This is a genomic window from Pseudomonas huaxiensis, assembly GCF_003231275.1.
Taxonomy (GTDB): domain Bacteria; phylum Pseudomonadota; class Gammaproteobacteria; order Pseudomonadales; family Pseudomonadaceae; genus Aquipseudomonas; species Aquipseudomonas huaxiensis.
Map to the genome: position 1 here is coordinate 224559 of NZ_QKVL01000004.1, position 26105 is coordinate 250663.

29 protein-coding genes are annotated in these 26105 nt (G+C 61.1%); 19 read left to right on the forward strand and 10 right to left on the reverse strand.

What is annotated here, in order from left to right; genetic code table 11:
• Positions 1–21: 21 nt before the first annotated feature.
• The 3 genes from DM374_RS07525 (at position 22) to DM374_RS07535 (ending at position 2033) form a co-directional block, all read left to right on the forward strand.
• Positions 22–573 (forward strand): glycoside hydrolase family 19 protein, encoded by a 552-nt coding sequence (locus tag DM374_RS07525; protein WP_110969300.1) that lies wholly within the window; start codon positions 22–24, stop codon positions 571–573.
• Positions 570–1085, forward strand: coding sequence for a lysis system i-spanin subunit Rz (locus DM374_RS07530; RefSeq protein WP_110969301.1), 516 nt, complete (start codon positions 570–572; stop codon positions 1083–1085). Before DM374_RS07525 ends, DM374_RS07530 begins: the two co-directional genes overlap by 4 nt.
• A gap of 153 nt (positions 1086–1238) precedes the next feature.
• The gene (locus DM374_RS07535) at positions 1239–2033 is read left to right on the forward strand and encodes a DNA adenine methylase (protein ID WP_110969302.1); all 795 of its coding nucleotides are present in this window, start codon (positions 1239–1241) and stop codon (positions 2031–2033) included.
• Here DM374_RS07535 and DM374_RS07540 read toward each other — a convergent pair.
• The gene (locus DM374_RS07540) at positions 2016–2714 is read right to left on the reverse strand and encodes an SOS response-associated peptidase family protein (RefSeq protein WP_110969303.1); all 699 of its coding nucleotides are present in this window, start codon (positions 2712–2714) and stop codon (positions 2016–2018) included. The genes DM374_RS07535 and DM374_RS07540 overlap by 18 nt on opposite strands.
• Before the next feature lie 106 nt (positions 2715–2820).
• On the opposite strand from DM374_RS07540, the gene DM374_RS07545 reads away from it, so the two are divergent.
• The 3 genes from DM374_RS07545 to DM374_RS07560 all read left to right on the forward strand — a co-directional run bounded on the left by DM374_RS07545 (position 2821) and on the right by DM374_RS07560 (position 6780).
• Positions 2821–3249 carry a LexA family protein gene (locus DM374_RS07545; protein WP_110969375.1) on the forward strand — a complete coding sequence of 143 codons (429 nt, stop codon included), beginning with the start codon at positions 2821–2823 and terminating at the stop codon, positions 3247–3249.
• Positions 3239–4510 (forward strand): translesion error-prone DNA polymerase V subunit UmuC, encoded by a 1272-nt coding sequence (gene umuC / locus DM374_RS07550; protein WP_110969304.1) that lies wholly within the window; start codon positions 3239–3241, stop codon positions 4508–4510. Before DM374_RS07545 ends, umuC begins: the two co-directional genes overlap by 11 nt.
• Before the next feature lie 461 nt (positions 4511–4971).
• Complete coding sequence (locus tag DM374_RS07560; protein WP_110969305.1) at positions 4972–6780, forward strand: ATP-dependent nuclease; 1809 nt, start codon at positions 4972–4974, stop codon at positions 6778–6780.
• A gap of 415 nt (positions 6781–7195) precedes the next feature.
• Here the strand turns inward: DM374_RS07560 and DM374_RS07565 are convergent, their stop codons facing one another.
• From DM374_RS07565 to DM374_RS07575, 3 genes are all read right to left on the reverse strand, one after another.
• Positions 7196–7753 carry a Smr/MutS family protein gene (locus DM374_RS07565; RefSeq protein WP_110969306.1) on the reverse strand — a complete coding sequence of 186 codons (558 nt, stop codon included), beginning with the start codon at positions 7751–7753 and terminating at the stop codon, positions 7196–7198.
• A gap of 53 nt (positions 7754–7806) precedes the next feature.
• Entirely contained in the window at positions 7807–8127 is a 321-nt protein-coding gene (locus DM374_RS07570) for a hypothetical protein (protein WP_110969307.1), read from the reverse strand.
• Positions 8128–8194: 67 nt separating this feature from the next.
• Positions 8195–8785, reverse strand: a complete 591-nt coding sequence (locus DM374_RS07575; RefSeq protein ID WP_110969308.1) for a cysteine hydrolase family protein — start codon at positions 8783–8785, stop codon at positions 8195–8197.
• Between the two features lie 187 nt (positions 8786–8972).
• On the opposite strand from DM374_RS07575, the gene prmB reads away from it, so the two are divergent.
• Positions 8973–9881, forward strand: a complete 909-nt coding sequence (gene prmB, locus DM374_RS07580; RefSeq protein WP_110969309.1) for a 50S ribosomal protein L3 N(5)-glutamine methyltransferase — start codon at positions 8973–8975, stop codon at positions 9879–9881.
• Between the two features lie 48 nt (positions 9882–9929).
• Here the strand turns inward: prmB and DM374_RS07585 are convergent, their stop codons facing one another.
• Together DM374_RS07585 and DM374_RS07590 are read right to left on the reverse strand one after the other, a co-directional pair.
• Positions 9930–10727: a hypothetical protein gene (locus DM374_RS07585; RefSeq protein WP_110969310.1), complete on the reverse strand. Its 798-nt coding sequence runs from the start codon at positions 10725–10727 to the stop codon at positions 9930–9932.
• Positions 10728–10821: 94 nt separating this feature from the next.
• A complete protein-coding gene (locus tag DM374_RS07590) occupies positions 10822–11784 on the reverse strand; it encodes an alpha/beta hydrolase (protein ID WP_110969311.1) in 963 nt (320 codons plus the stop codon).
• A gap of 133 nt (positions 11785–11917) precedes the next feature.
• Here DM374_RS07590 and aroC point away from each other — a divergent pair, with 133 nt between their 5' ends.
• Genes aroC through DM374_RS07605 form a run of 3 tightly spaced genes read left to right on the forward strand, consistent with a single transcriptional unit; the run spans position 11918 to position 14773 of the window.
• Positions 11918–13009: a chorismate synthase gene (aroC, locus tag DM374_RS07595; protein ID WP_110969312.1), complete on the forward strand. Its 1092-nt coding sequence runs from the start codon at positions 11918–11920 to the stop codon at positions 13007–13009.
• A 37-nt stretch (positions 13010–13046) separates the two neighbouring features.
• Positions 13047–14192 carry an MFS transporter gene (locus DM374_RS07600; protein WP_110969313.1) on the forward strand — a complete coding sequence of 382 codons (1146 nt, stop codon included), beginning with the start codon at positions 13047–13049 and terminating at the stop codon, positions 14190–14192.
• Positions 14193–14224: 32 nt separating this feature from the next.
• Positions 14225–14773: an acireductone dioxygenase gene (locus DM374_RS07605; RefSeq protein WP_110969314.1), complete on the forward strand. Its 549-nt coding sequence runs from the start codon at positions 14225–14227 to the stop codon at positions 14771–14773.
• Positions 14774–14896: 123 nt separating this feature from the next.
• Here DM374_RS07605 and DM374_RS07610 read toward each other — a convergent pair whose 3' ends face one another.
• Entirely contained in the window at positions 14897–15169 is a 273-nt protein-coding gene (locus DM374_RS07610; protein WP_095155551.1) for a DUF3509 domain-containing protein, read from the reverse strand.
• Positions 15170–15442: 273 nt separating this feature from the next.
• Between DM374_RS07610 and DM374_RS07615 the strand changes: the two genes are divergently transcribed.
• Entirely contained in the window at positions 15443–15964 is a 522-nt protein-coding gene (locus DM374_RS07615; protein WP_110969315.1) for an ankyrin repeat domain-containing protein, read from the forward strand.
• A gap of 60 nt (positions 15965–16024) precedes the next feature.
• Entirely contained in the window at positions 16025–16555 is a 531-nt protein-coding gene (locus DM374_RS07620; RefSeq protein WP_110969316.1) for a hypothetical protein, read from the forward strand.
• Here the strand turns inward: DM374_RS07620 and DM374_RS07625 are convergent.
• Positions 16552–17493, reverse strand: a complete 942-nt coding sequence (locus DM374_RS07625; protein ID WP_110969317.1) for a ZIP family metal transporter — start codon at positions 17491–17493, stop codon at positions 16552–16554. The two genes, DM374_RS07620 and DM374_RS07625, sit on opposite strands and share 4 nt — an antisense overlap.
• A 126-nt stretch (positions 17494–17619) precedes the next feature.
• On the opposite strand from DM374_RS07625, the gene DM374_RS07630 reads away from it, so the two are divergent.
• Positions 17620–17811 (forward strand): PLDc N-terminal domain-containing protein, encoded by a 192-nt coding sequence (locus DM374_RS07630; protein WP_110969318.1) that lies wholly within the window; start codon positions 17620–17622, stop codon positions 17809–17811.
• Between the two features lie 6 nt (positions 17812–17817).
• Here DM374_RS07630 and DM374_RS07635 read toward each other — a convergent pair whose 3' ends face one another.
• The gene (locus DM374_RS07635) at positions 17818–18291 is read right to left on the reverse strand and encodes a methylated-DNA--[protein]-cysteine S-methyltransferase (protein WP_110969319.1); all 474 of its coding nucleotides are present in this window, start codon (positions 18289–18291) and stop codon (positions 17818–17820) included.
• A 212-nt stretch (positions 18292–18503) separates the two neighbouring features.
• Here DM374_RS07635 and DM374_RS07640 point away from each other — a divergent pair, with 212 nt between their 5' ends.
• From DM374_RS07640 to DM374_RS07665, 6 genes are all read left to right on the forward strand, one after another.
• Entirely contained in the window at positions 18504–20588 is a 2085-nt protein-coding gene (locus tag DM374_RS07640; RefSeq protein ID WP_110969320.1) for an LTA synthase family protein, read from the forward strand.
• Positions 20589–20747: 159 nt separating this feature from the next.
• Entirely contained in the window at positions 20748–20984 is a 237-nt protein-coding gene (locus DM374_RS07645) for a hypothetical protein (protein WP_110969321.1), read from the forward strand.
• A 207-nt stretch (positions 20985–21191) separates the two neighbouring features.
• The gene (locus DM374_RS07650; RefSeq protein WP_110969322.1) at positions 21192–21521 is read left to right on the forward strand and encodes a ribonuclease E inhibitor RraB; all 330 of its coding nucleotides are present in this window, start codon (positions 21192–21194) and stop codon (positions 21519–21521) included.
• Positions 21522–21721: 200 nt separating this feature from the next.
• The gene (locus tag DM374_RS07655) at positions 21722–23131 is read left to right on the forward strand and encodes a circularly permuted type 2 ATP-grasp protein (RefSeq protein WP_110969323.1); all 1410 of its coding nucleotides are present in this window, start codon (positions 21722–21724) and stop codon (positions 23129–23131) included.
• Between the two features lie 3 nt (positions 23132–23134).
• Entirely contained in the window at positions 23135–24085 is a 951-nt protein-coding gene (locus tag DM374_RS07660; RefSeq protein WP_110969324.1) for an alpha-E domain-containing protein, read from the forward strand.
• On the forward strand, positions 24082–24876 hold the full coding sequence (locus tag DM374_RS07665) for a transglutaminase family protein (protein ID WP_110969325.1): 795 nt from the start codon (positions 24082–24084) through the stop codon (positions 24874–24876). The genes DM374_RS07660 and DM374_RS07665 overlap by 4 nt, the downstream gene beginning before the upstream one ends.
• Before the next feature lie 3 nt (positions 24877–24879).
• On the opposite strand, the gene DM374_RS07670 is transcribed toward DM374_RS07665, so the two are convergent.
• Entirely contained in the window at positions 24880–25680 is an 801-nt protein-coding gene (locus DM374_RS07670; protein WP_110969326.1) for a cytochrome c, read from the reverse strand.
• Positions 25681–26105: the final 425 nt, after the last annotated feature.

Sequence of the window (26105 nt, forward strand, 5' to 3'; positions counted from 1 at the left end):
TCACCTACCTGGAGAAACACTATGCCCATCAACGAGCAGCAGCTGCTGCGCATTCTCCCCAACGCCGGCAAACAAGCCGGCGTTTTTGTTCCTGCCCTCAACGCGGCTATGGGCAAGTACGGGATCATCACCCGGTTGCGCATCGCGGCCTTCATTGCTCAGATCGGTCACGAGTCCGGGCAGCTCCGATATGTTCGTGAGCTGGGTGGCGATGAGTACCTGAAGAAATACGACACTGGCAAGCTGGCCCAGCGCCTGGGCAACACACCCGAGGCCGATGGTGATGGCCAGAAGTATCGCGGCCGGGGACTGATCCAGATTACCGGTAAGTTCAACTACAACGCTTGCAGCGAGGCGCTGTTCAGTGATGGCCGGCTGCTCGGTAACCCTGAGCTGCTGGAGCACCCGGTCTACGCGTCGTTGTCGGCGGCCTGGTTCTGGCAGACCAACGGGCTCAATGGTATGGCGGATCGGGGGGAGTTCCTCCAGATCACCAAGAAGATCAACGGCGGGACCAATGGTCTGGAGGATCGCCAGAAGCTCTATGAACGGGCGCTGGCGGTGCTTCAGTGAGCCTGCTGGACTGGCGCCTGCCCGCTGTTGCGTTGCTGCTCGGGCTCGGCCTGGGTGGCGGTGCTGCATGGAAGTGGCAGGCCAACGACTATCGGCGGCAACTCGCGGTGCAGGCGGGCCTGTTCCAGGACGAGCGCCTGGCGGCGGGGCTCGCCGTTATCGACTGGAACAACGCAGAGCAGGCCAGACGCATTGCGTTGGAGGCCCGCCTGCAGGCCGCCGACAAAACCCATCATCAGGAGCTCACCGATGCGCAACAAGCCCAGGCTCGCCTTCGCGACCGCCTTGCTACTTCTGATCTGCGGCTGTCAGTCCTCCTCGATGCCTCCGCCTCGGCTGGTTGCGGTGGGGTGTCAGCCACCACCGGCGCCGGCGGCGTGGTTCATGGAGCCAGTCGAGCCCGACTTGACCGAGCGCATGCTCAACGAATTATCGGAATCACCGGTGACGGCGATCGAGGACTGATCGCGCTGAAGGCCTGCCAGGCCTACGTGCGAGGGATCGCACAGTAAGTGAAAAGGAGCGAGCCTAATGGATGCGTCAACATCCACCAGGCTCGCCGAACCCGCAGACCCTTCCTGCAAGTCCAGCCGTGGCCCCTGCCTTGTGCACAAAGCGCGGCGAGCCTAACACCTGTTCATTCATACAGTAAAGACTTGCAACCAATGACCTCTCCTATTGTTCCCTGGATGGGTGGCAAACGCCGCCTGGCCGACCGCTTAATCCCCCTCTTTCCCCCTCATGAGTGCTATGTTGAGGTCTTCGCCGGCGGTGGCGCGTTGTACTTCATGCGTCCCCAGCCCGCGCCGGTGGAGGTGCTGAACGACCTCAACGGCGACCTAGTCACTCTGTACCGGGTGGTGCAGAACCATCTTGAGGAGTTCGTCCGCCAGTTCAAGTGGGCGCTCAGCTCCCGGCAGATCTTCGAGTGGCAGAAGATGACCCGCCCCGAAACGTTGACGGACATCCAGCGTGCGGCGCGGTTCTTCTACCTGCAGCAGCATGCCTTCGGTGGCAAGGTCACCGGGCAGACGTTCGGTACCGCCACCACGGGGCCGGCAATCAACCTGCTGCGCATCGAGGAGAATCTCTCCGCAGCCTGGCAGCGTCTGGCTGGTACCTATGTCGAGAACTTGTCGTGGCTGGACTGTGCCGAGCGCTACGATCGAGCGCACACCTTTTTCTACATGGACCCGCCGTATTGGCAGACGGCCGGCTATGGCGTCGACTTCCCGTTCGGGGAGTACGAGCGCATGGCTGACTTCATGCGGCGCTGCAAGGGTAGGGTGATGGTCAGCATCAACGACCACCCGGATATCCACCGGGCCTTCGAGGGTTTCCACTTCGAGAGTTTGGATATCCGCTATACCAACACAAACCAGCGGCAGGGAAAGGCCGAGGTCACCGGCGAGTTGGTGATCTTAAACTGGCGTCCTTCGCAGCTAGGTCAGCTGTTCTAATGGTTGAATCAACTGTTGGCCTTGGTTGCGAACGTTGCCGACATCCTTGCCGACCGGGTGCCAGCTGAAGTCAGTCGCAGGTCGGCATCCGTTTTGGACGATCTCCGCAGCCCGAGCGGTTGGAGTGTCCGGGTCGAGCCACTCGCGGGCCAGGGCGGGTGTCAGTACCAAGGGCTTGCGGTCGTGAATGTCCACGAGCCCTTCGTCAGCGGCGGCAGTGATGATCACAAAACCATCGTGCTCGTCGGGCTCCAGCCCTGGGTGGACTTCTGCAAGCGCTGCAAAGAACAGCGGCTGATCATCGCCGGCAGAAATGTAGTAGGGCTGCTTGCGCTTTGCATCGGCCGGGTCAGGTATCCACTCGAACCATCCGTTCGCCGGCGCCACGGTTCGGCCTGCCGGCCAGAGCGATTTGAAAAATTTCCCCGTCATCACTGTCTCGGCTCGCGCATTAATCGGGTCGGGGCGCTTCCCCTTCGCCCAGAATGGCGACCATCCCCATTTCACTCGATCGACGCTCAGGCCTCCCGCGACAGGGCGGATCAGCTCTACGCGGGTCGACGGCGCGACGTTGTAGCGGTTGATCCGCTCGTGGTCATAGCCGTTGATCACGACCAGGTCCAAGGACAGCTGCCGCAAGTAGGTGTCCATGTCATCGTATATCGAGTACCTCCCGCACATAAATCACCTCCTCTCGTTTGTCGGTTGCTTTGCGACCATCCATTGACGTAGGACGCATCTGACAGTTTACTGTATGAATATACAGCCTGCTGTGGGACACTTCGTCATGACTATCACTTTTTTTGGGACGCCGACCGGTGGACCAACATTGCTACCTGTTTACTCCTTCCGCGTGCCGGCCGGCTTCCCGTCGCCGGCGGCGGATCACCTTGAACGGCACATCTCACTCGATGAGCTGTTCGAACTCCGTGCGCCTCATGTGTACCTTGTGCAGGTGGAGGGTGACAGCATGCAGGGCGCCGGAATCCACTCCGGGGACCTTCTGATCGTAGACCGCAGCAACGAAGCGGAGCACGGCGATATCGTGATCGCTGCCGTCAACACTGAGCCGGTATGCAAGCGGCTGCACCGTCGCAATGGTTCGGTGATCCTCCAGTCTGAAAACCCCGCTTACCCGCCCCGGCACATCCTGGAGGGCGACGAGCTGGTGATTTGGGGCGTAGTTCGCTACAGCGTGCGTGATCATGCCCAATGACCAGGTGTTCGCCCTAATCGACTGCAACTCGTTCTATGCTAGCTGTGAGCGAGTCTTCCGCCCTGACCTTGCGAAGACACCTGTAGTGGTGCTGAGCAACAACGACGGGTGCGTGATCGCCAGGAGCTACGATGCGAAGCCGTTCGTGAAGATGGGCGAGCCCTACTTCCAGTGCCGGGAGAGGCTGCGTCGACATGGCGTCGTGGCGTTCTCGTCCAACTATGCGCTCTACGGCGATATGAGCGAACGGGTCATGTCGCTGATCGAGTCGATGGTGCCGGCGTCAGAGGTCTACTCGATCGATGAGTGTTTCGCGGATCTCACCGGGATCCCGGGCGACCGCACCCAGCTCGGCCGTGACGTTCGTGCCCGGGTGTTACGGTGCACGGGCATCCCGGTTGGAGTGGGGATTGCTCGGACCAAGACGCTGGCGAAGCTGGCCAACCACACCGCGAAGCGCCTGCAGGCTCAGACCGGCGGCGTGGTGGACATTTGTGATGACTTCAAACGTGACTGGGTATTGCGCAATACCGAGGTGAAGGAGGTGTGGGGCATTGGCAGGCGGATGACCGCGCACTTGGAGGCAATGAGCATCCGGACGGCGATGGACCTGGCGAAAGCTGACCCAAGCATGTTGCGTGACAGGTTCAGCGTGGTTGTGGAGAAGACGGCCAGAGAGCTCGCCGGCACGTCCTGCCTTGAACTGGAAGACGCAGATCCGCCCAAGCAAGAGATCTGCTGCAGCCGGATGTTCGGTAAGCGACTGGTCGAGCTAACGCCGATCAAGCAAGCTGTGGCGACCTACACTGCAAGGGCAGCGGAGAAGCTGCGGTCCCAGGGTTCCGTGTGCAAGCGCATGCGGGTGAGCATTCGTACAGGGATGTTCAACCCTGATGAGGCGAGGTATGCCAACGGAGCGTTGGTCGAACTACCGTACCCCACCAATGACACGCTGCTGCTCACCAGGGCAGCCACCGAGGCTGTGGAGCAGGTCTACCGGTCGGGGTTTCGTTACAGCAAGGCGGAGGTGCTGCTGATGGATCTGCGGCAGTCTGGCGAATTCACGGATGACCTGTTCGCGATGTCCCAGCCAGTTGCATGTGATCGGCTCATGTCTGTGCTGGACGACATCAATGGCAAGTACGGCCGGGGGACCATGCGGACCGGGAGCGTCCCTCGCACTCCCGACTGGGACATGCGGCGCGAAATGATGAGCCGCTCGTACACGACAAGAATTGATCAGCTTTGGCGGGTTCGGTAACTGCTGCCTATTCTCTCAAATGAAAGTCATCGCGTGATCTAGGGTTTGGGGTTGCACCTCTGCAGTTGTCGCCTCGCATAGGGGGGTGACTCGGAAAAAAGACCAAGCCTTCAGTTTCCAGGGCGTATGCAAGCGCGTGCATCGTAACCTCATTCAGATGATCTCCTGCTTCCAACTTTCTGATGGCATGAGTTGAAACACCTGACCTGAAGCTCAGTGCCTCAACACTCCATCCCAAGAGTTGACGGGCTGGTTGACAGTGCTGTGTGCGGAATCCGATATCCAATGTCTTGATGAAGGATGCAACCTCCATCTGATCGGTAGCTATAGGCGACGGGTTTGGGAATGCAATGATGCGGGCGGTCATAATCAGTTACCTGTCAGCTGTCTGGATGTACAGTAGTTCGCTTTTGTTTTTTCAGCAAGTGGCTTGATGGAGATGTGACGTAATAGACCTCTAGGTGGACCTGTGGCACATTGCCATAAGCGTTGCAATCTTGCTGGTGCCCTTCGCGGGCATGCAATGGAGTGTGGCGAAGTCGGGTACTGCCGGAGAGCACTGGATGATTTTAGAAAGCGTTAGAATTAAGAATTTCCGTACGATAATTTCAGATACGGTTATTACATTTAGCGGGGGAGCGACGATTGTCGGCCCAAATAGTAGTGGGAAGACTAATTTATTAAAGGCAGTGGAGATGTTTTTCACTGGATTCGATAATAAATATAAATATCTGCATCATCGAGACTTTCCTGAAGGGTTGGAAGCAGGTCAGACTTCGCTGACTGCCACAGTTGTCTTTGAAGAAGATGATGAATTAGCGAAAGCTATTTATCGCGAAATTAATTCTTGCTTGGATCAACCGAAAACAATTCTCGATAAAGCCACTGTCTACCTGACGTTCTCCAGTGCAGGTAGGCCTAGTTACCGAATGTTTGTTGGGGAGAAGTATGATTCTGGTAAAAAGTTGGCATTCATAAAAAACCAAAATTTATTTTTAGAATTGCTTTTTGGTTGCTTTAATTGTCATTATGTTGCAGCGAGCAAAAATATTGACACTCTATATGGTGATTTGTTGTTGCCGTATCTTAGAAAATACATAGCTTGCCAAATGCAAGATGTAGTGGGTAAGGTTAAGTCAGGCTTGGATGAGGTTTCAAAAGTTATTGACTCAAAGCTAAGTTTGGCGGGTATGTCCAACATAAAGTCGCACTTTAGAATACCGAACGATTCAATTGAGAGCTTGCTGAGTGGTTTTGAATTTCATCTTGCTGACCCGATTGTCACAGAAATTGGCAGAAAGGGGATGGGTATTCAGTCGGCGTCAATGATTGCCTCGTTCATATGGATATCTCAAGAGGAGGGAAAACTTGGCAAAACTCCTATATGGCTAATTGAGGAGCCTGAGTCGTATTTGCACCCTGAGCTTGCGTCTAGTTGTTATTGCCTTCTGAGGGAGTTGGCCGAGATTGCACATGTCGTAGTAACAACTCACAGTCTGGCCTTTGTGCCAAAAGATCCAAAGCTGGTAATGAGAACTGAAATCGAGGATGGTGCAACCACGACCAATACCTGTGGTTCATATATTGAAGCTACGCGGGCTATTCGAAATGCACTCGGTGTTAAGTTTAGTGATTTCTGTAATTTAGGACTGTTTAATGTGTTTGTTGAAGGGAAGTCAGATCGCGAGATATTCAAGTGGGTGTTGAGTCGGGTGCCTGTCAAAGCTACCGGGAAACATGCATGGGAAAATGTCAGAAATGCAGAGTTCTTAGATTTTGGTGGTGTGGGTGCGCTAGAGGGTTTCGTAAAGGCTTCCTGGGAGTATGTCCATAAGGAAAGGCCGGTGGTGTGCATTTTGGATGGTGATGAGGCAGGGGATAAAACGAGAAGAAATATCCAGGGGTTTCTGGGTAAGAAAAAGCTTCCGTTTGAGCCAAACAAGAATTTTATCGTTCTTCCAGTAGGTTTTGCGTTGGAAGGATTATTTCCCCACGAATGGATTCTAGAGGCTAAGGAAGAACATCCGAATTGGTTTGAAAAATTTGGTCATGATCTAAACGGTAAATTGCTTCCCTTTGAATGTAAGGATGATAATGCGAAAGAGAGGCTTCGGGAATACCTGAAACGGAAAGCAGAGGGCGCTGGTGATGAGTCGTGGATCGGAAGTTTCGAGAGACTCTTCACTGTGATTGATGAGTCCTTGGAAGCACAAAGTAAGAAAATGTATTCGAGGTCTGAAAGTTTTGCAGTTGACGTGGAAACTGTTTAGATACTGCGCATAGTTAATGGTGGGAAAGCCATCGGACCGATCGGCTGGTTGGCGGATTGATCTATGGCGTGGTAGGAAATGAACTTCTGGTGAAGTGGGTCCTAAAGGTCTATTCAGCGACCCACTATCATCAGTTGAGTGGTAGGTCGAGGCCTGAGCCGATTTTGTGGCTGATACCCAAGCAGAATCGGAGGTAGGCTCGCGGCTATACCAGTTTCTGTACCAATGGGGGGGATTCCAGCAGTGTGGTCGGGTACTCCAGAGTGCTGAAGTGCCCGATTTTACTGCTCTGTATTACTCAGTACTACCCTCGCTTAATCGCGGTGTAGTTCTGTTCCAGGGACATGGATCTACCTGTGGTGTATTTCGCAAACGCGAAGGGTACGGCGGCTGTGGCGGCGCCGCAAGTCCGGCGTTACTCGTCGCGACCTTCGAGCATGGTCCGACGCAGCATTACATACACCGCGCCGGTGCCGCCGTGTCTGGCCTGGCACGAGGTAAAACCCAGCACTTGAGCATGCTGGCGCAGCCAGGTATTGACGTGACTTTTGATCATGGGACGTTTGCCATCCAGGCGCACAGCCTTGCCGTGGGTGACGCGCACGCAACGGATTTCGAAGCGGGTAGCCTCGGCAAGGAAGGCCCAGAGGGTTTCCCGCGCTTTCTCGACGGTCATGCCGTGCAGGTCGAGGCTGCCTTCAAAGCCGATCTGGCCGAGCTTGAGCTTGCGCATCTGGCTTTCCTGGACGCCGTCGCGGCTCCAGTGCAGATCGTCTTCCGGGCCCACATCGATGACGAACTGATCGGACAGGCCGTCGACCACGGTCTGGTCGCTGCGCACCGTCGCGTTCTGCCGCAGGTTGTTCAGTTGCTTGCGATCAGTCTTGGGTTTGCCGGTGTCGGCGCGATCATGCTTGATCGGCTTGACGCCGCGCACCTCGCTCTTGAACAGGGAAAAATCGTCGTCTTGCATGTAGGTCTCCGCCGCAAGCGGCGCAGTTTACGCGAGTCCACACGCCGTTGCAGTCAATCGTGTTTTTTCATCAGGTGGGGCGACAGGTTCAGTTCGCGGCCGCGGCGCAGACGCAGGCGACGTCGGCGCCAGAGCCACACGCCCAGATACAGCACCAGCAAACCGCCACCGAGCACCAGGCTGGCTGCGGCGGGGTTGGCATTGAGCTCGCCCAGTGCGGCGGGGCGGCCCAACAGGCTGGCAGCTCCGGCCATGGCCAGCAGTACGCCGACGCTCGCCAGCAGGGCCGAAAACCCCGCGGCCAGGCGCGAACGCCAATTGCCCGGTTGGCGCGGGCGAAGGCGTTTGGCGTCGAAACCGTCGGATATTTTCATTCCGATTTCCTCAGTGAATATCCGGTTTTGGACCGAAAGTCGTGGAGGTGGTTCCGCGCGCCAAGGGTCAGACCAGACTGTTGGTAGGGGTCACGCAGGCAAAGTTGTCGGCCATGATCGCCATTTCAGTCTGCTGGATCTGCGCGGCGGGGATCACGCCATCCTTGAACGGCAGGTCGCGGGTGGCGCAGGCGTCTTCGACCAGGGTGCAGCGGTAGCCGTAGTCTTTGGCCCGGCGCACGGTGGTGCTGACGCTGGAGTGGCTCATGAAGCCGCAGACGATCAGGTCCAGGTGGCCGAGGTTCTGCAGGGTTTCATGCAGGCTGGTGTTCTTGAAGGCGTTGGGCATGCGCTTCTCGATGATGACTTCATCGCCCTGTGGCTCCAGGCCGGGGATGAATTCGCCGCGCGCGCCCTGAGGATCGAACAGACCGCCGACGGTGCCCAAGTGGCGCACGTGAATCACCGGACGACCGGCCTTGCGCGCCGCGTCGAGCAGTTTGCCGATGTTCGCCACTGCTTCGTCCATGCCCGACAGCGCCAAGGGACCGCTCAGGTACTCTTTCTGCGCATCGATAATGATCAGGCTGGCGTTGCTCAGTTTGGCGGGCGGATAGCCACGTCCGCTGAGGTGAAACATCGTCATTGGAACAGACATCAGGGGCTCCTTCGGGTAGGGCTTTTTACCTATTCTCCCCTGCTTGGACACTTATGTGAATCGCTTAGCGTACAAGTGGCGTGGTTAGTGGCTCTCAGCCATGTAAGCCAATCGCCCGTCGATGCAATTGCGGCCACTTGTGGCGCGAGGCTGGTAGAATCGCCGGTCGTCTTCCAAGGAGTCTGCCGTGATCACTTCCCGCCTGCGCACACTGCGCGACCACATTCGCTGGGCCGTCAGCCGCTTCCACGAGCATGAGTTGTTCTTCGGTCATGGTGCCGACAACGCGTGGGACGAGGCTCGGCTGCTGGTGCTGGGAGCGGTTCACCTGCCTTGGGAAGTGGCTGACAGCTATCTGGATTGCCGCCTGGAAGACGACGAACTGGTGAAGTTGCAACGCCTGCTCAAGCGCCGCATCGAAGACCGCGTGCCCACCGCTTACCTGCTGGGTGAGGCGTGGTTCTGCGGGATGTCGTTCATCGTCGATGAGCGCGTGCTGGTGCCGCGCTCGCCGATCGGCGAACTGATCGAGAAGCGCTTCGAGCCGTGGCTGGCCGACGAGCCGGCGCGCATTCTCGATCTGTGCACCGGTTCAGGCTGCATCGGTATCGTCAGCGCCGAAGTCTTCCCCGACGCCGAAGTGGTGCTGGCCGACTTGTCCTTCGAAGCACTCGAAGTGGCCAACCAGAACATCGAGCGACATGGCCTGGAACAGCGCGTCTACACCGTCCAGGGTGACGGTTTCGCCGGTCTCCCAGCGCAGCGTTTCGACCTGATCCTGTCCAACCCGCCGTATGTCGACGCCGAGGACTTCGCCGACATGCCGGCCGAGTATCAGCACGAACCGGAGTTGGGCCTGGCCTGTGGCAATGATGGTCTGGATCTGGTGCGGCGCATGCTGGCCGAGGCGGCGGACCACCTGACCGAGAAGGGCTTGCTGATCGTCGAGGTTGGTAACAGCCAGGTGCATGTCGAGCAGTTGTACCCGGAAGTGGATTTCGCCTGGCTGGAGTTCGAGCGCGGCGGTCACGGTGTGTTCATGCTCACCGCCGAGCAATGCCGTCAGCATCAGGCGCTGTTCGCTTCGCGGGTCTGATGATGTTGTTGCGCGGGACGGCTCGTCAGCCGGTCCCGCGTTTCGCCCTCAGCGGTGGGTGGCGATCCAGATCAGCAAGCCGGCCTGGAACACTGCGAAAGCCACCAGGCAGGTAATGGTGAACCGCAGGCCGCTGTCTTCGCGCCGGTACTTGGAAACCCGCTCGTCGCGCTCGCGCAGTTGCGCTTCCTTCTCCTGCAACTTCTGATCGGCCTGCTGCAACATGTTGGCCGCTTCGATCATCTCGACCCGCTGCAGCTTGTCGGTATTCCAGCCGCCCTTCAGCTCGCCCACCTGGGTTTCCACGTAGCGCCCCTTGAGGTGCTGGGCATCGGCGTACTCGACTTCCACGCCGTGGCTGCGCAGCACATGGTCGCGGCGCAGGCGGGTGTCTTCGTTGAGTGCGTCCTTGTTCGCCAGGGCGCCGCCCTCGAGCCGGTAGTGCGACCACTTGCGCTGTGCCCACTGCACGGCCTGGGCCAGCATGAAGCGGCCGATTCCGCGGTTCAGTGGTTCGATCTGCAAGCCGCTGTCGGGGCCGATGGTCACCAAGCGCTTGTCGTGGTCGACACGGATATCCAGCACGTTCTGTTCTTTGCGCACTTTCTGCCCGGGCAGGCGGATTTCCATGCGCAGCAGGCTGTGTTCCTTGCTGTGGCGCTCGGCATGGCCGAACTCGACGAAACGCAACGGACGCGCGCCGCTGTTGCGGTCGGTCGGCAGCGGCGCCAGGCGCAGCAACTGGAAATGTTCGGGTGCCAGATCCGCCCAGGGCAGCGGGGCGGCTTCCGGGACAACCGGTTCGTCGGCCGCTGCGGTAGCGTCCTGGGTGGGTGCATCAGTCATCACAGGGTCCTCGTGTGCGCAACAGGCCGTCTACGGTGACAGCGCCTGCATCGGATTTATCGGCCGATTCGCCGAGGACTGGAGCCCGATTTGCTCAGGCGGATGTCAACTGCCGCACAAAAACTACGATCCGTTCACCCAGTGCGCTGGCCAGGGGCAGTGCCGGATTGGTGTAGCTGTCGCGCTGCTGGCCCATCCCTGGCGGACTGATGCGCAGCATGTGGTTCATGCCATCGATCAGCGCAAGCTGCGCATCGGGCTTGGCCGCCTGCAGGGCTTTGGCGTCGGCCGGGCTGACCTGGATGTCGTTGCGTCCCTGAATGATCAGCGCCGGAATCTTCAAGCGCGCAAAGGCCGCCGCCGGGTCCTGACGGAACAACGAAATCAGGTAGGGCTGCACGCTGGGGCGCAGGGTATTGGCGAGTACCGGCGGCACGTCGCTGCTCGGCTGGCCGGCCTTGAGTTGATCGATCACGTGTTGTGCTTGCTTGAGTTGGGCCGGCGGCAGGCGCTCGGCCAGTTGTTCGCGCAGTACCTGGTCCACTGGACGGCCGCTGCCGGCCAGGGCGACCACCGCGCTGGCGCCGGCCGGCTCTGCGGCGAGGCTGGCGATCAGTGCGCCTTCGCTATGACCGAGCAGGATCAGCGGGCCGAAGCGTGGGTCGGCTTTGATCTTGTGGCTCCAGGCCACGGCGTCGGCGACATAGCGCTCGACGCTCAACTGACGCTCGTCCGGGGTCGCCGCCAGGCTCTCGGCAACGCCGCGCTTGTCGTAGCGCACGCTGGCGATGCCCTGGGCAGCCAGTTGCAGGGCCAGGCGCTTGAGAATGTCGATGCGCCCGACTGCAGGGTTGTTGCCGTCGCGGTCGGTTGGGCCGGAGCCTGCGATGATCAGCACCACCGGCGGCGGGGTGTCGCCGCGCGGCAGCAGCAGGCTGCCATGAAGAATGCCCTGGCCGGTGTCGAGGCTGACCGGGCGCTGGAACACAGCGGGGGTGGCGGCCTGGGCGAGGCCGGATACGATCAGGAGGAGCAGGACGGCGAGGCGCGACATCATCGGGCTACATGCGGGGGGATGCCGGTTGGACCTGACCCCGTGCAGAAGGTTCGCCAGCAGGGATGAACTGAATGGTTAGCCTGCGTATACTGGCGGCCTTGTTCAAATCAGGCTGATTCGCGGAGCGTCCTGCATGTCCGGCAATACCTACGGCAAGCTGTTCACTGTCACCACCGCTGGCGAAAGCCATGGTCCGGCGTTGGTCGCCATTGTCGATGGCTGCCCGCCGGGCCTGGAGATTTCTCTGGAAGACCTGCAGCGCGACCTGGACCGGCGCAAGCCCGGCACCAGCCGCCACACCACCCAGCGCCAGGAAGCCGATGAGGTCGAGATTCTCTCCGGCGTCTTCGAGGGCCGCACCACCGGTTGTTCCATTGGCCTGCTGATCCGCAACACTGACCAGAAGTCCAAGGACTACTCGGCAATCAAGGATCTGTTCCGCCCGGCCCACGCCGACTACACCTACCACCACAAGTACGGTGAGCGCGACTATCGCGGCGGTGGCCGCAGCTCGGCACGCGAAACCGCCATGCGCGTGGCCGCCGGTGCCATCGCCAAGAAATACCTGGCCAGCCAGGGCATCCGTATTCGTGGCTACATGAGTCAGCTCGGCCCGATCGAAATCCCGTTCAAGACCTGGGATTCGGTGGAGCAGAACGCGTTCTTCAGCCCTGACCCGGACAAGGTCCCGGAACTGGAGGCGTACATGGATCAGTTGCGCCGTGACCAGGATTCGGTCGGCGCGAAGATCACCGTGGTCGCCGAAGGTGTAATGCCGGGTCTGGGCGAGCCGATCTTTGACCGTCTCGACGCCGAACTGGCCCATGCCCTGATGAGCATCAACGCGGTCAAGGGCGTTGAAATCGGCGCCGGTTTCGCCTCGGTCGCCCAGCGCGGTACCGAGCACCGCGACGAGATGACGCCCGAAGGCTTCCTCAGCAATAACGCTGGCGGCATCCTCGGCGGCATTTCCTCGGGTCAGCCGATCGTCGCTCACCTGGCGCTCAAACCGACCTCCAGCATCACCACGCCGGGCCGTTCCATCGACAAGGATGGCAACCCGGTGGAAGTCATCACCAAGGGCCGCCATGACCCTTGCGTCGGGATCCGCGCCACGCCGATCGCCGAAGCGATGATGGCGATCGTGTTGATGGACCACCTGCTGCGCCACCGCGGGCAGAACGCTGACGTACGTGTGAGCACCCCGGTACTGGGCCAGCTCTGATGCCCCGCATTGCCCATCGCGCCACGGCTCTTTAGCCGTGGCGTTGCCTTACTGGCGCCTGTCCAGTTTCTACCTCTTCTACTTCGCCCTGCTGGGGTCTACCGCGCCGTTCCTGGCGCTGTATTTCGATCACCTCGGGTTTTCCAGCGCACGCATCGGCGAGCTGGTGGCCATTCCCATGCTGATGCGTTGCGTGGCGCCAAACCTGTGGGGCTGGCTGGGTGACCGCAGCGGTCAGCGCCTGTTGATCGTGCGCCTCGGCGCGCTGTGCACCCTGGCCAGTTTCGCGCTGATCTTCGTCGACAAGAGCTACGCCTGGCTGGCGCTGGTCATGGCGTTGCATGCGTTCTTCTGGCACGCGGTGCTGCCGCAGTTCGAAGTCATTACCCTCGCGCACCTGCAAGGCCAGACCGGTCGCTACAGCCAGGTGCGGCTCTGGGGATCGATTGGTTTTATCCTCACCGTGGTTGGCCTGGGTCGACTGTTCGAGTGGTTGAGCCTGGATATCTACCCGGTGGCGCTGGTGTGCATCATGGCCGGCATTGTTCTGGCCAGCCTGTGGGTGCCCAATGCCCAGCCGGTGGAGCAGGCCGAGCGCCCGTCCGGTGGCGGCTTCCTCAAGCAACTGACCCGCCCCGGCGTGCTGGCTTTCTACACCTGCGTGGCGTTGATGCAGCTCAGCCACGGTCCGTACTACACCTTCCTGACCTTGCACCTGGAAAGCCTCGGCTACAGCCGCGGTACCATCGGTATGCTGTGGGCGCTGGGGGTGCTGGCCGAGGTGCTGCTGTTCATGGTGATGAGCCGGATCCTGGCGCGGGTGTCATTGCGCCGGGTGCTGCTGGCGAGTTTCCTGTTGGCGGCGCTGCGCTGGCTGTTGCTGGGCAGCTTTGCCGAGCATTTGCTGGTGCTGCTGTTCGCCCAGTTGCTGCACGCGGCGACCTTCGGCAGTTTCCACGCCACCTGTATCGCCTTCGTCCAGCGCAGTTTCGGCGCGCGCCAGCAGGGCCAGGGCCAGGCGTTCTACGCTGCGTTGTCAGGCACCGGCGGTGCCTTGGGCGCTCTGTATGCGGGCTATAGCTGGAAGCCCCTGGGCCCGGGTATCACCTTTAGTATTGCCGCCGTCGCGGCGCTGGCCGCAGCCGTTATCATTGCGACCCGGTTGAAAGAGGACGCTATCTAGCGTCCGCGTCATGTCTAGAACAGGAGTTGCCCTTGAGCATCCTCAGCGTTTATCACCAGTCCACCCCGGATACCCCTAACAAAGTCCTGACCCACGATGACGATATCGCCGCGACACTGGCCGAACAGGGCGTGCACTTCGAACAGCGGGAAGTGGCCGAGCGGATTCGCCCAGGGACTGCCGCGCAGGAGGTGATTGTGCTACTGGGTCAGCAGCTCCAGGCGCTGAAGGCCGAGTGTGGCGCGGTGGTGGAGGTGTTCAGCGTCAATCCCGAGCATCCGCAGAAGGATGAACTGCGCGCCGGCTGGATCGACGAGCGTCGTCACTCGGCAAAAGTCGCGCACTTTGTCATCAGCGGGCGCGGCCTGCTGAATCTGCGGATCGGCGATTACGTGTATGCGCTGGTGGCGGAGCGGGGTGCTCTGGTCAGCGTTCCTGCGGGGACCGCGCACTGGTTCGATATCGGCGAGCAGCCCAACCTGGTGCTGGCGCGGTTGTTCGAGAATGAGGGCGGGCGAGCGCTGGAGTTGACGGGGGATGAAAGTGCCCGGTTGTATCCGGGGCTGGATGACACGTTCTAAACCTTCAAGTTCTTCATTGCTGCGGCTCGGTACCCCGACAAGCCAGCGCTCACAAGGTCCAGTGAATCCTGTACCTGTGGGGGTTGGCTTGTCGGGGCGCCGAACCGCAGCGATGCATTCAGCTCAACGGTAAGTCGGCAGTGCAAAGCGCTGCTGGCTTTGCAGCATCGAAATCACCGGCAACTCACTGGCCTGCTCGGCCAGGTCACGGCGAATGGCGCTAATGGCCCACGACAGTTGTTCGGCGCTGTGCAGTTGGGCGTAGGAAATCGAGCGTTTGACCTGTGTGCCGTCGGCGGCACGCAGCGTCAGCAGAATACCGCCATCAGGACGGGCTTGAGTGGCCACTTGGTAGGCGGAGAATACCGAGGCGAATTTTTCCTGAATGAGGTCCATATCAGCTCCTGGCTGTGGGTGGCAGACATGGAGTGATGGGTGCAGCGACTGTGCCAGCTTTTCAGTAATTAAAAATTCGTTGTAAATCAATGATTTATGTTTTTGTGGCAATAGGGCCGCCGTGCATTGTGCAAGGTCGTGCATTTTGCACAGTGCATTTTGCAAGGGTCGTCCGCCCTCGCGTTTTTTCTGCCGACGCCATGGAATTATCCACAGGGATTCCGGGACCAATCCTCACAAGACTTGGGCTTTTTCCCCGTCAGGAGGTTCCGTATGTCCGATCAACGTCAGCCCGTCACCATGGATGCCGATGAAGCCGCCGCCTTTGCCGCAGAAGTCTTCGACCGGGCCCGCCAGGGCGATGCGCCGATGCTTGCCCGCTTGCTGGAGAACGGCCTGCCAGCCAATTTGCGCAACCAGAAGGGCGACACGCTGCTGATGCTCGCCAGCTATCACGGTCATCTGGAAGCGGCGCGGGTGCTGTTGCAGCATGGCGCCGATCCGGCCATCGCCAACGACAATAACCAACTGCCGTTGGCGGGCGCGGCGTTCAAGGGGAACCTGGAGATGGTCCGGCTGCTGGTGGAGCAGGGCGTCGAACCGGATGCAGCCGCAGGCGACGGGCGCACGGCGTTGATGATGGCGGCGATGTTCAACCGCACAGCGATCGTTGACTACCTGCTGGCGCACGGCGCCGATCCCAAGCGCCGCGACGCCCGTGGCATCGATGCCCTCGGCGCCGCCCAGGCCATGGGCGCCACTGACACCACATTGCAGTTGCAAGCGTTGGCCTAACCGGCGGGAGGCTTTTGCGGCTATCCTTGGCGACTTTTTTCCAGCGTCGCAGGGCCTCTCATGAAAAACCAACTGGTCGAACTCCTTGGCAAAATCAGCTCCGGCTGCATGACCGAGCAGGACATCGAGGGGATCGCCGACGAAGCGGTGCAGGCCTACGCCGATCCTGCGGGTTTCCTCGCCGCCAACCCCGATATCAACTACGACGACACCTTCCCGATCCCGCTGGGTGAATGGGTGGTGGTGGGCAGCCTGCCGGACACCGTGCTGTTCCAGGCCGACAGCTACCAGGACCTGCTCGTGCAGATCACCGATTCGTTTGACCAGAGCGTCCCGTTCAATATCAAACCCAAGCAACTGGCCAAAGTCGAGGCGCTCACCGCGCTCAACCGCATCCAGATCCAGATGGGCAGCATGAACAAGGAGGCCGGTGGCTATGTGCTGATGAACTTCAGCCAGTTGCTGGATGACGAGTTGCAAATGGTGCTGGTGTGCGGCAATGACCTGCCGCGAGTGCTGGAACTGTGCGCCGAACTGAACATTACCGCAGCGCCGGCCCTGGAAGCGCTGCGGGTGGCGCTGCACGTTTAACCCAGCGCGGTATCAAGGAACATCATCACCGCGAAGCCGCCCATCAGGCCGAGGGTCGCCGAGGTCTGATGGCCATTGCGGTGGGTTTCCGGGATGACTTCATGGGACACCACGAAGATCATCGCGCCCGCCGCCAGGCCCATGCTCACCGGGTAGGCGAGGGCGAAGCCGCTGGAAATCCCCAGGCCGATCACCGCGCCAATCGGCTCCATCAGGCCCGAGCCGACGGCCACCAGTGCCGCCTTCAACGTCGACAGCCCCGTGGCGCGCAGCGCCAGGGCCACCGCCAGGCCTTCGGGAATGTCCTGAATGGCGATGGCGCTGGTCAGCGGCAGGCCGACACTCAGGTCACCCGTGGTAAAGCTCACGCCGATGGCCATGCCTTCGGGGAGGTTGTGCAAGGTGATCGCCAGCACGAACAGCCAGACCCGATTGATCCGCTCGGCCTGCGGGCCGCAAGGACCAGTGCTTTCGTGTTCATGCGGGGTGAAGCGGTCGAGGCCGAGCATCAGCAACACGCCCAGGCCCATGCCGACCACCACCGTCAGGGCCGCGTAGGGGCCGCTGCCGGTAATCTCCCGAGCGGCGTCGAGGCCCGGCAGAATCAATGAAAACGAGCTGGCGGCGAGCATCATCCCGGCGGCGAAGCCGAGCATCACGTCCTGCATCCGGCTGCTGACATCGCGCAGCACGATGGCCAGCAATGCGCCCAAGGCGGTGGCGGAGAAACCGGCCAGCCCGCCGAGCAGGGCCATGTGCAGGTTTTCCTGATGGTCACCGTGAATCGCGTTCCAGGCGCTGGCGCCCATCAGCCAGAGCACCGCCAGCAGGCTCAGACCCAGGCCGGCACTCATCCAGGGCGAGGATTGCGCCTGCTGCAGCCACGCGGTGTAGAGCGGCACGGGGGCGGAGTGGCTGTGGCTGGACGTCGAGGGCATAAAGCATTTCTCCGAAAGGCAATGGCGCGAGTGTAAGCACAGCGGCAGGGCGAAGCCGAAGCAAACGCGTCTATCAGGCCAATAGCCAGCTATCCTGAGGGCTCACTCATACATGGGAGCTTCATCATGGGTTCCGCGTTCAACGGGCTGGTTGGCCTGATCATTCTGGCCCTGGATATCTGGGCGATCATCAACGTGATCAAGAGCAGCGCCGGGGTTGGCGCCAAGGTGCTGTGGATCTTGCTGATCCTGCTGTTGCCGGTGCTCGGCCTGATCATCTGGGCCATCGCCGGGCCGCGGGGGAATGTGCGGCTGTAGGCCGGTTCAAATCAGCCACGCGCCTTCCAGTTGCAGCAGCAGTTGCTTGCGCTCGAGGCCTCCGGCAAAACCGGTGAGACTGCCGTCGCTGCCGATCACCCGGTGGCAGGGCACGATCACTGCGATGGGGTTGGCGCCATTGGCCGTGCCGACCGCCCGGATCGCCTTGGGCCGGTCGATGGTGCGGGCCAGTTCGGCGTAGCTGGTGGTGGTGCCGTAGGGGATGTTCACCAGTGCTCGCCAGACGTCCTGTTGAAACGGTGTGCCGCGGGCGGCAAGGCGCAGTTCGAAGCGCTCGCGCTTGTGGGCGAAATACTCGTCCAGTTGCCGCGCCACGTCGTCGAGCTGGCTGTCGGCCTGGCGCCAGGTGGCGTCCAGTTCCCAGGGGTGGGCGCTGTCCATGTGCAGCAGGTGCAGGCCTTGTTCGTCGCCCGCCAGCAGTAACTGGCCAATGGGGCTGGGGTGATAGCGATAGTACATGCGGGTGGGCTCTTTGCTTGAGAGGGCGATAAAGATAGCCTGATCCGCAGCCCCGATGTTCTCAACGAAATTTTCACAATCGATTGCAGACAATCCGCGCGCGCAATTATCCATTCGCCTAATGGTTCGGCACTTTTCGGGTATGACCCGAGCCGCTGCCGCCGCTTCGCGTCAATGCCTTCCACAACCGAATCCCAGGGATCTTCCAATTCATGGCTAATACGGACGCCTTGAGTCAACAGCGGGCTGCTTCGCGCCTGTTGCAACCAACGGTCAAATCACACCTGCTCTACACCCTGCTGTGCGGCCTGGCGATCATGGCGATGCTCAGCCTGGTGCGGCTCGCGTTGCTGGCCTACAACAGCGACATGGTTGGCGATACGCCGTCGTCCACTGTCGTGGAAGGTTTCCTCAATGGCCTGCGGTTCGACCTGCGGGTAGTGGTGTACCTGAGCATTCCGCTGCTGCTGGCGATCCTCAGCGCGCGGGCGATGGCGGCGCGCGGTTTCTTCCGCGTGTGGCTGACCCTGACCTCCAGCATCGTGCTGTTCCTCGGCCTGGTGGAGATGGACTTCTATCGCGAGTTCCACCAGCGCCTCAACGGCCTGGTATTCCAGTACATCAAGGAAGACCCGAAGACCGTCGGCAGCATGCTGTGGTACGGCTTCCCGGTGGTGCGCTACCTGCTGGCGTGGGTCGGCGGTACGATCGTGATGAGCCTGGCGTTCAAAGGCATCGATCGCCTGACCCGGCCTCGTGGCGAGTACCAGAGCAACCTCGCCGGTGTTCGCAGCGTGGCGCCGTGGTACGTGCGCGGCGTGGTGTTCTTCATGATCCTGCTGGTGGCCGTGATTGCCGCCCGTGGCACCCTGCGCCAGGGCCCGCCCATGCGTTGGGGGGATGCCTTCACCACCGACTCGAACTTCGTCAACCAACTGGGCCTCAACGGCACCCTGACCCTGATCGATGCTGCCAAGAGCCGCATGTCCGAGGACCGCGACAACATCTGGAAGTCCACCCTCGATCAGACGGTCGCCCAGAACACTGTGCGCGAGATGCTGCTGACGCCGAGCGACAAGCTGGTCGACGCCGACAGCGCCGCGATTCGCCGTGACTTCACACCGCCGGCCGAGAACACCCTGCCGATCAAGAACGTCGTGGTCATCCTGATGGAGAGTTTTGCCGGCCATTCCGTCGGCGCGCTGGGGGCTTCCGGCAACATCACCCCGTACTTCGACAAACTGGCCGAGGAAGGCCTGCTGTTCGACCGCTTCTTCTCCAACGGCACCCATACCCACCAGGGCATGTTCGCCACGATGGCCTGCTTCCCGAACCTGCCAGGCTTCGAATACCTGATGCAGACCCCGGAAGGCGGCCACAAGCTGTCGGGCCTGCCAGCGCTGCTCAGCGCCCGGGACTACGACGATGTCTACGTCTACAACGGTGATTTCGCCTGGGACAACCAGTCCGGTTTCTTCGGCAACCAGGGCATGACCACCTTCATCGGCCGCAATGACTTCGTCAATCCGGTGTTCTCCGACCCGACCTGGGGCGTGTCCGACCAGGACATGTTCGACCGCGGTAACCAGGAACTGGCGAACAACTATGGCAAGAAGCCGTTCTATGCCTTGCTCCAGACCCTATCCAACCACACCCCGTATGCCTTGCCGAAAGACCTGCCGGTAGAGCCGGTGACCGGGCATGGTCGCCTGGACGAGCACCTGACCGCCATGCGTTATTCCGACTGGGCCCTGGGCCAGTTCTTCGAGAAGGCGCGCAAGGAGCCGTACTTCAAGGAGACCCTGTTCGTCATCGTCGGTGACCATGGCTTCGGCAATAACCAGCAGGTCACTGAGCTGGACCTGGGCCGTTTCAACGTGCCGCTGTTGCTGATAGCACCGGGCATCCAGGACAAGTTCGGCAAGCGCAACCACACCGTCGGCACCCAGATCGATATCGTGCCCACCGTCATGGGCCGCCTGGGTGGCGAAACTCGTCACCAGTGCTGGGGGCGTGACTTGCTCAACCTGCCGGAAGGCGACCAGGGCATCGGCATGATCAAGCCTTCGGGCAGCGAGCAGATCGTCGGCCTGATCCAGGGGGATCGCGTGTTGATCGAGTCCAAGGACATGTCGCCACGCCTGTACCGTTATCAGTTGGGCAGCGAGTTCAAGGCTGAGCTGATCGAGCATCCGGAGCAGGACGCCATGCTCAAGAAGCTCGAATCCTTCATCCAGACCGCAACCAAGAGCCTGCTGGACAATACCGCCGGTGTTGTCCACGGCATCCCGGACTGATCGCCCTGGCGTAATCCGTTCGTTGCACAAGACCCCGGCCTGGCCGGGGTTTTTTATGGGTGCGCCGCCGGGCCAACCGACTTGAACAATGTCCGCAGGCGAGGGTCAACGGAAGACAGGCTGGGAACACTCCTGTACCTGCCATCGAGGACACGCCAGATGAAAGAGTGGGAAATCACTTTTGTGGACCAGAAGGGCGAACGCACTTCGTTGTTGCTTGCCGCCGCGAACCGCCCGAGCATTGAAGACGCAGCGCGGCGGATCAGGGGCCACCTGTTCCCGGTCATGGATGAACTCGACCTCAATGATTTCCAGGACCGTGCCGACTGTCCGACCGCGAAGTGGCTGAAGGAACAGAACGGGGTGGAGATCACCGACATCACTGAACGGACCTGAATCCACAGGCTGGCTGGCGTTGTGCCTCACCAGCCGCTACGCTGCATGCAGGGCCGTCGGTTATGGCGCCGGCCCTTGTCTACCATTACCGCTACATTCATTACCGCAACATTGCTGCATTCGCTCGAGAACCCCACCCGCGTCCCGCGCCAGGGGTAAGTGCGCAAGCACTGAAAGTCTATCCATCGTGATTGAGGAGGACGATTCATGAGCAACTTGTACGAGGACATCAGCAGCACGGTATTGCGCCGCATGAAAGAAGGCGGTTTCAACTTCGCACAAATCCATCCAATCGAGTTCTATGCGGTATTCCCGGACGAGGAACGGGCGCGCAGGGCTGCAGGAAAGTTCCGGGGTGAGTCGTTGTGTGCCCAAGTGCATGAAAGTGACGACGGCTGGCAACTGGAACTGAGCAAGATCATGTACGCCACGTATGGTGGCATCGACGAATTCGAACAGGATTTCGAAGCCGTGGTCGTGCCACTGGGCGGTGAGGCCCAGGGCTGGGGAGTGAAGCAGGAGCGCGCGGTAGCCTGAAATGCACCCCGGGACGGCCTGGCCGTCCCGGGAACCCACACGCTTCGCAATGAAGCGCGTGCCCCATTCGCGTGGGGCTGGCTGCACAAGTCTGGTGCGGCGTCTTTTTCTGAATTCCCCAACCCGTTGATTGAAAAGGATTAATTCCGCTGGCACGGGCTTTGCGACAGTGCCTGTGCACGGGTGACAAGGAGTTCGGCATGATTCGCACGTTCTATGATGAGATGTACGCCGCCGACGGTCAGCTCCGTCCGCATTATCGGGAATTCGCCCGCTGGCTGGCGCAGACGCCGCCTGAGCAAGTGGCGCAACGCCGCCGCGAGGCGGACCTGCTGTTCCATCGCGCCGGCATCACCTTCACGCTATACGGGGACGAGCAGGGCACTGAGCGCCTGATCCCCTTCGACACCATTCCGCGGGCCATCCCGGCCAGCGAATGGCGGGTGGTAGAGCGCGGCTGCATTCAGCGCGTCAAGGCGCTGAACATGTTTCTCGCCGACCTCTACCATGAGCAGCGCATCCTGCGCGCCGGGATCATCCCCGCCGAGCAGGTCCTGGCCAATGATCAATATCAACTGGCGATGCAGGGCCTGAACCTGCACCGCGACATCTACGCGCACATTTCCGGGGTCGACCTGGTTCGCGACAGCGACGGTAGCTATTACGTTCTCGAAGACAACCTGCGCACGCCCAGCGGTGTCAGCTACATGCTCGAAGACCGCAAGATGATGATGCGGCTGTTTCCCGAGCTGTTCGCCGCTCAGCGCATCGCGCCGATCGACCATTACCCGAACCTGTTGCTCGACACCCTGAAAAGCTCCAGCCCACTGGATAACCCCAGCGTCGTGGTGCTGACCCCGGGGCGGTTCAACAGTGCGTTCTTCGAGCACGCCTTTCTCGCTCGCGAGATGGGTGTGGAACTGGTGGAAGGGGCGGACCTGTTCGTTCGCGACGAGCGGGTATTCATGCGCACCACCGACGGCCCCAAGCCGGTCGACGTGATCTATCGCCGGCTGGACGATGCCTTCCTCGACCCGCTGGCATTCAACCCCGACTCCATGCTCGGCGTGCCCGGTCTGTTGTCGGCCTATCGCTGCGGCAACGTGGTGCTGGCCAACGCCATCGGCACCGGGGTAGCCGACGACAAGTCGGTCTATCCCTACGTGACCGAGATGATCCGTTTCTACCTGGACGAAGAACCGATCCTGAAGAACGTGCCTACCTGGCAATGCCGCAAGCCGGAAGAGCTTTCCCACGTGCTGGCCAATCTGCCGGACCTGGTGGTCAAGGAAACCCAGGGTTCCGGCGGCTACGGCATGCTGGTGGGGCCGGCGTCGACCAAGGCGGAAATCGCTGCCTTCGCCGAGCGCATCAAGGCCCGCCCGGCGGCCTATATCGCCCAGCCGACCCTGTCGCTGTCGACCTGCCCGACCTTTGTCGAAAACGGCATTGCGCCGCGGCACATCGACCTGCGTCCGTTCGTCCTGGCCGGCCGGGAGACCCGCGTGGTGCCCGGTGGCCTGACGCGGGTGGCGCTGCGCGAGGGCTCGCTGGTGGTGAACTCGTCCCAGGGGGGCGGTACCAAGGACACCTGGGTGGTCGAGGATTGAATCATGCTCAGTAGAACGGCTTCGGACCTGTATTGGATGTCGCGTTATCTGGAGCGGGCGGAAAACCTCGCGCGGATGCTCGATGTCAGTTATTCGCTGTCGCTGATGCCGCAGGACGGTCGCGGCGATGGCCTGGACGAAATGGCGCTGGCGCTGCGCATCACCGGCACCCTGGACGATTACCTGGGCCGGCATGGACAACTGCACGCCGAGCGTTTGTTGCACTTTTTTGCCCTCGACCCGGAAAACCCGGCCAGCATCTACAGCTGCCTGGGCGCCGCGCGGGCCAGCGCCCATGCGGTGCGTGGGCGGATTACCGCGGACATGTGGGAAAACATCAACGCCACCTGGCTGGAGATCCGCGGCATTGCCGAGCAGGGCCTGGGGCGTTACGGCATGAGCCGTTTCTGCGAGTGGATCAAGGAGCGCTCGCACCTGTTCCGCGGCGCCACCTACGGCACCATCATGCGCAACGACGCTTTCCGCTTCATTCGGCTGGGCACCTTCATCGAGCGGGCCGACAACACCCTGCGCCTGCTCGACGCCCGCTACGAGATGTTCGGCGAGGACGCCGAAACCGTCAGCGACAGCTCTGCCCGCGGTTATTACCAGTGGAGCGCCTTGCTTCGCGCACTGTCCTCGTTCGAGGCCTACACCGAGATCTACCGCGACGCCCCCACGGCGCGCCATGTCGCCGAACTCTTGCTCCTGCGTGCCGATGTACCCCGTTCCCTGCGTGCCTGTACGGAAGAAATCGACCAGATTCTCGCCAGCCTGCCCGGCGCCAACGGCCGCCCGGCCCAGCGCCTGGCCGCGGAAGTGGATGCCCGCCTGCGCTACACCGGCATCGACGAAATCCTCTCGCAAGGACTGCACCCCTGGTTGAACCACTACATTCCGCTGGTGCGTGAGTTGGGCAACGCCATTCACAGCGCTTACCTGGAGGTCGTATGAGACTGACCATTAGCCACGAAACCGCCTACCACTACGAAGACCAGGTTCGAACCAGCATCCAGTACCTGCGCCTGACGCCCCCGGACAACGAGCGTCAGCAGGTGCTGCAATGGGAGCTGGACCTGCCGCGTCCCGCCCAGGCCCGGCGCGATCCGTTCGGCAACATCCTGCATGTGCTCAGCCTGGAAGAACCGCATGCCGACCTGCTGATTGCCGCGCGCGGTGAAGTCGAGATCGATCCGACCAGGGAAGCCGAGCACGAATCGCAGTCACCCTTGCCGTTCCTGCGCTTCACCCGCCTGACCGAGGCGGACGAGGCGCTGCGTGGGTTCGCCGGCCAGCAGTGCGGGCAACGCCGTGATCGCAGCGCGCTGATCGAGATGATGGGGGCGTTGCATGAGCGCATGGCCTATCGCCCCGGCGCCACCGCGGTGGATACCAGCGCCGCCCAGGCCTTCGCCGGTGGCGCGGGGGTCTGTCAGGACCACGCCCACGCCTTTATCGCCTGCGCCCGCAGCCTGCTGGTGCCGGCGCGTTACGTGTCCGGCTACCTGTTCGACAACGACAGCCAGCACATGGCCAGCCACGCCTGGGCCGAGGCCTGGCTGGACGGCGCCTGGTACAGCTTCGATGTGACCAACCAGCTTGCGGTACCCGAGCGCCATCTGAAACTGGCGGTGGGCCTGGATTACCTCGACGCCTGCCCGGTACGCGGCATGCGCCGGGGCGGCGGGTACGAGCAGATGCACGCCAACGTGCTGGTGACGTCCGGGTTCTCGGCGCAGCAGTAAGCGTCAGGGTTTGCGTTTGGCCATATGACCGAGGTAGGCGAGCAGGGCGTCGAGGTCGGCGTCCGGCAGCACGCTTGCGCTGAAACCAGGCATCCGCGCTTGCGGCCACTGGCGCAGGCTCTGCGGGTCGCGGATATAGCGACGAAGAAACGCGGGGTGGAAGTATTCGGTGGGGTTGTAGGGCAGGTTCAGGTCCGGACCGAACTGGGCATCGCCGGCGCCGTTGAGGCGGTGGCAGGCCAAGCAGTTCTTCTGGAACAGGGCGAAGCCGCGGCTCACCGGGTCATTCGCTGCCAGGCCGGGTGCCGGGAGCAGGGCGGGAAATCGCTCGGCCACCGGCGGCAGGCGACGGATGCTGGCCACCTGAAAGGGCCATTGTTCGGGGCTGATATTGCCGGCCTCGGGGTGCGTCCAGACCAGATAGAAGGGACCGGCCCCGGGTTTGTCCTTGGCCAGTGGCGGCCACGGGTGAGCCGGGTCTTCCACCGCCAGCCAGGCTTGTGCCGGTCCTTGCTTGAGCAACGCGGCGGCGGGCATTTCGGCAGCGAAGCCATCAAGGGCCACGGCTTGCAGATGGTCTTCCGGCTTGACGCCTTCCAGCAGGACCGCCAAAGGCACCGCGCGATACGTCATGGACTTCTTGTACGACACATCCTGCTCGATACGGATGTCCCGGGCCTGCGGGTGCTGGAGTAACTCCGCGCTTTGCCATTGCTTGTCGTTGCCGCCCAGTTGGAGGGCCAATTGCGCCGCGTGCAACGGCAGGCTCAGCACGCTGAGCAGGAGGGCGAAGCGAAGGCGCATGGACGGTCTCCAACCAGTGAGGGTCGGCAGCATATACCAGAGCGCAGGAACGCTGAGAATACCGGGCGCGATCAGCCGAACAGGCGAGTGAGGTTCGGCAGGATCAGCAGCAGTGTGGTGGCGAACAGAATGAGTCCGGCCTGACGTACTTTGTGTTGTTTGAACATGGCTGACTGCCTTCTTGTTGTTATTCCTGAGAGCGAGAGACATCCTTTTCCAGGGTCCGCTGGCCACGAAATGCACGGGATTTCCCGTACCGGCTACAAACCTGCTGGATATCGGTATACAACCAACCTTAGGGGCAACGTTACCGCTGTTTTAGATCGGTTTCGTCTCGACTTTAGTGTCGTTAACGTTTTTTCTTATGAGGCTTTATGCCATATGCGTACGACGTGCCCGACTAGACGCGTGCGCGGGATACACAC

Bases quoted from the DNA above. Each gene is read 5' to 3' on its own strand.
- DM374_RS07525 (WP_110969300.1), top strand. From the start codon at position 22: ATGCCCATCAACGAGCAGCAGCTGCTGCGCATTCTCCCCAACGCCGGC.
- DM374_RS07535 (WP_110969302.1), top strand. From the start codon at position 1,239: ATGACCTCTCCTATTGTTCCCTGGATGGGTGGCAAACGCCGCCTGGCC.
- DM374_RS07540 (WP_110969303.1), bottom strand. From the start codon at position 2,714: ATGTGCGGGAGGTACTCGATATACGATGACATGGACACCTACTTGCGG.
- DM374_RS07545 (WP_110969375.1), top strand. From the start codon at position 2,821: ATGACTATCACTTTTTTTGGGACGCCGACCGGTGGACCAACATTGCTA.
- umuC (WP_110969304.1), top strand. From the start codon at position 3,239: ATGCCCAATGACCAGGTGTTCGCCCTAATCGACTGCAACTCGTTCTAT.
- DM374_RS07565 (WP_110969306.1), bottom strand. From the start codon at position 7,753: ATGCAAGACGACGATTTTTCCCTGTTCAAGAGCGAGGTGCGCGGCGTC.
- DM374_RS07570 (WP_110969307.1), bottom strand. From the start codon at position 8,127: ATGAAAATATCCGACGGTTTCGACGCCAAACGCCTTCGCCCGCGCCAA.
- DM374_RS07575 (WP_110969308.1), bottom strand. From the start codon at position 8,785: ATGTCTGTTCCAATGACGATGTTTCACCTCAGCGGACGTGGCTATCCG.
- DM374_RS07585 (WP_110969310.1), bottom strand. From the start codon at position 10,727: ATGACTGATGCACCCACCCAGGACGCTACCGCAGCGGCCGACGAACCG.
- DM374_RS07590 (WP_110969311.1), bottom strand. From the start codon at position 11,784: ATGATGTCGCGCCTCGCCGTCCTGCTCCTCCTGATCGTATCCGGCCTC.
- aroC (WP_110969312.1), top strand. From the start codon at position 11,918: ATGTCCGGCAATACCTACGGCAAGCTGTTCACTGTCACCACCGCTGGC.
- DM374_RS07610 (WP_095155551.1), bottom strand. From the start codon at position 15,169: ATGGACCTCATTCAGGAAAAATTCGCCTCGGTATTCTCCGCCTACCAA.
- DM374_RS07615 (WP_110969315.1), top strand. From the start codon at position 15,443: ATGTCCGATCAACGTCAGCCCGTCACCATGGATGCCGATGAAGCCGCC.
- DM374_RS07620 (WP_110969316.1), top strand. From the start codon at position 16,025: ATGAAAAACCAACTGGTCGAACTCCTTGGCAAAATCAGCTCCGGCTGC.
- DM374_RS07625 (WP_110969317.1), bottom strand. From the start codon at position 17,493: ATGCCCTCGACGTCCAGCCACAGCCACTCCGCCCCCGTGCCGCTCTAC.
- DM374_RS07630 (WP_110969318.1), top strand. From the start codon at position 17,620: ATGGGTTCCGCGTTCAACGGGCTGGTTGGCCTGATCATTCTGGCCCTG.
- DM374_RS07635 (WP_110969319.1), bottom strand. From the start codon at position 18,291: ATGTACTATCGCTATCACCCCAGCCCCATTGGCCAGTTACTGCTGGCG.
- DM374_RS07640 (WP_110969320.1), top strand. From the start codon at position 18,504: ATGGCTAATACGGACGCCTTGAGTCAACAGCGGGCTGCTTCGCGCCTG.
- DM374_RS07645 (WP_110969321.1), top strand. From the start codon at position 20,748: ATGAAAGAGTGGGAAATCACTTTTGTGGACCAGAAGGGCGAACGCACT.
- DM374_RS07650 (WP_110969322.1), top strand. From the start codon at position 21,192: ATGAGCAACTTGTACGAGGACATCAGCAGCACGGTATTGCGCCGCATG.
- DM374_RS07655 (WP_110969323.1), top strand. From the start codon at position 21,722: ATGATTCGCACGTTCTATGATGAGATGTACGCCGCCGACGGTCAGCTC.
- DM374_RS07660 (WP_110969324.1), top strand. From the start codon at position 23,135: ATGCTCAGTAGAACGGCTTCGGACCTGTATTGGATGTCGCGTTATCTG.
- DM374_RS07665 (WP_110969325.1), top strand. From the start codon at position 24,082: ATGAGACTGACCATTAGCCACGAAACCGCCTACCACTACGAAGACCAG.
- DM374_RS07670 (WP_110969326.1), bottom strand. From the start codon at position 25,680: ATGCGCCTTCGCTTCGCCCTCCTGCTCAGCGTGCTGAGCCTGCCGTTG.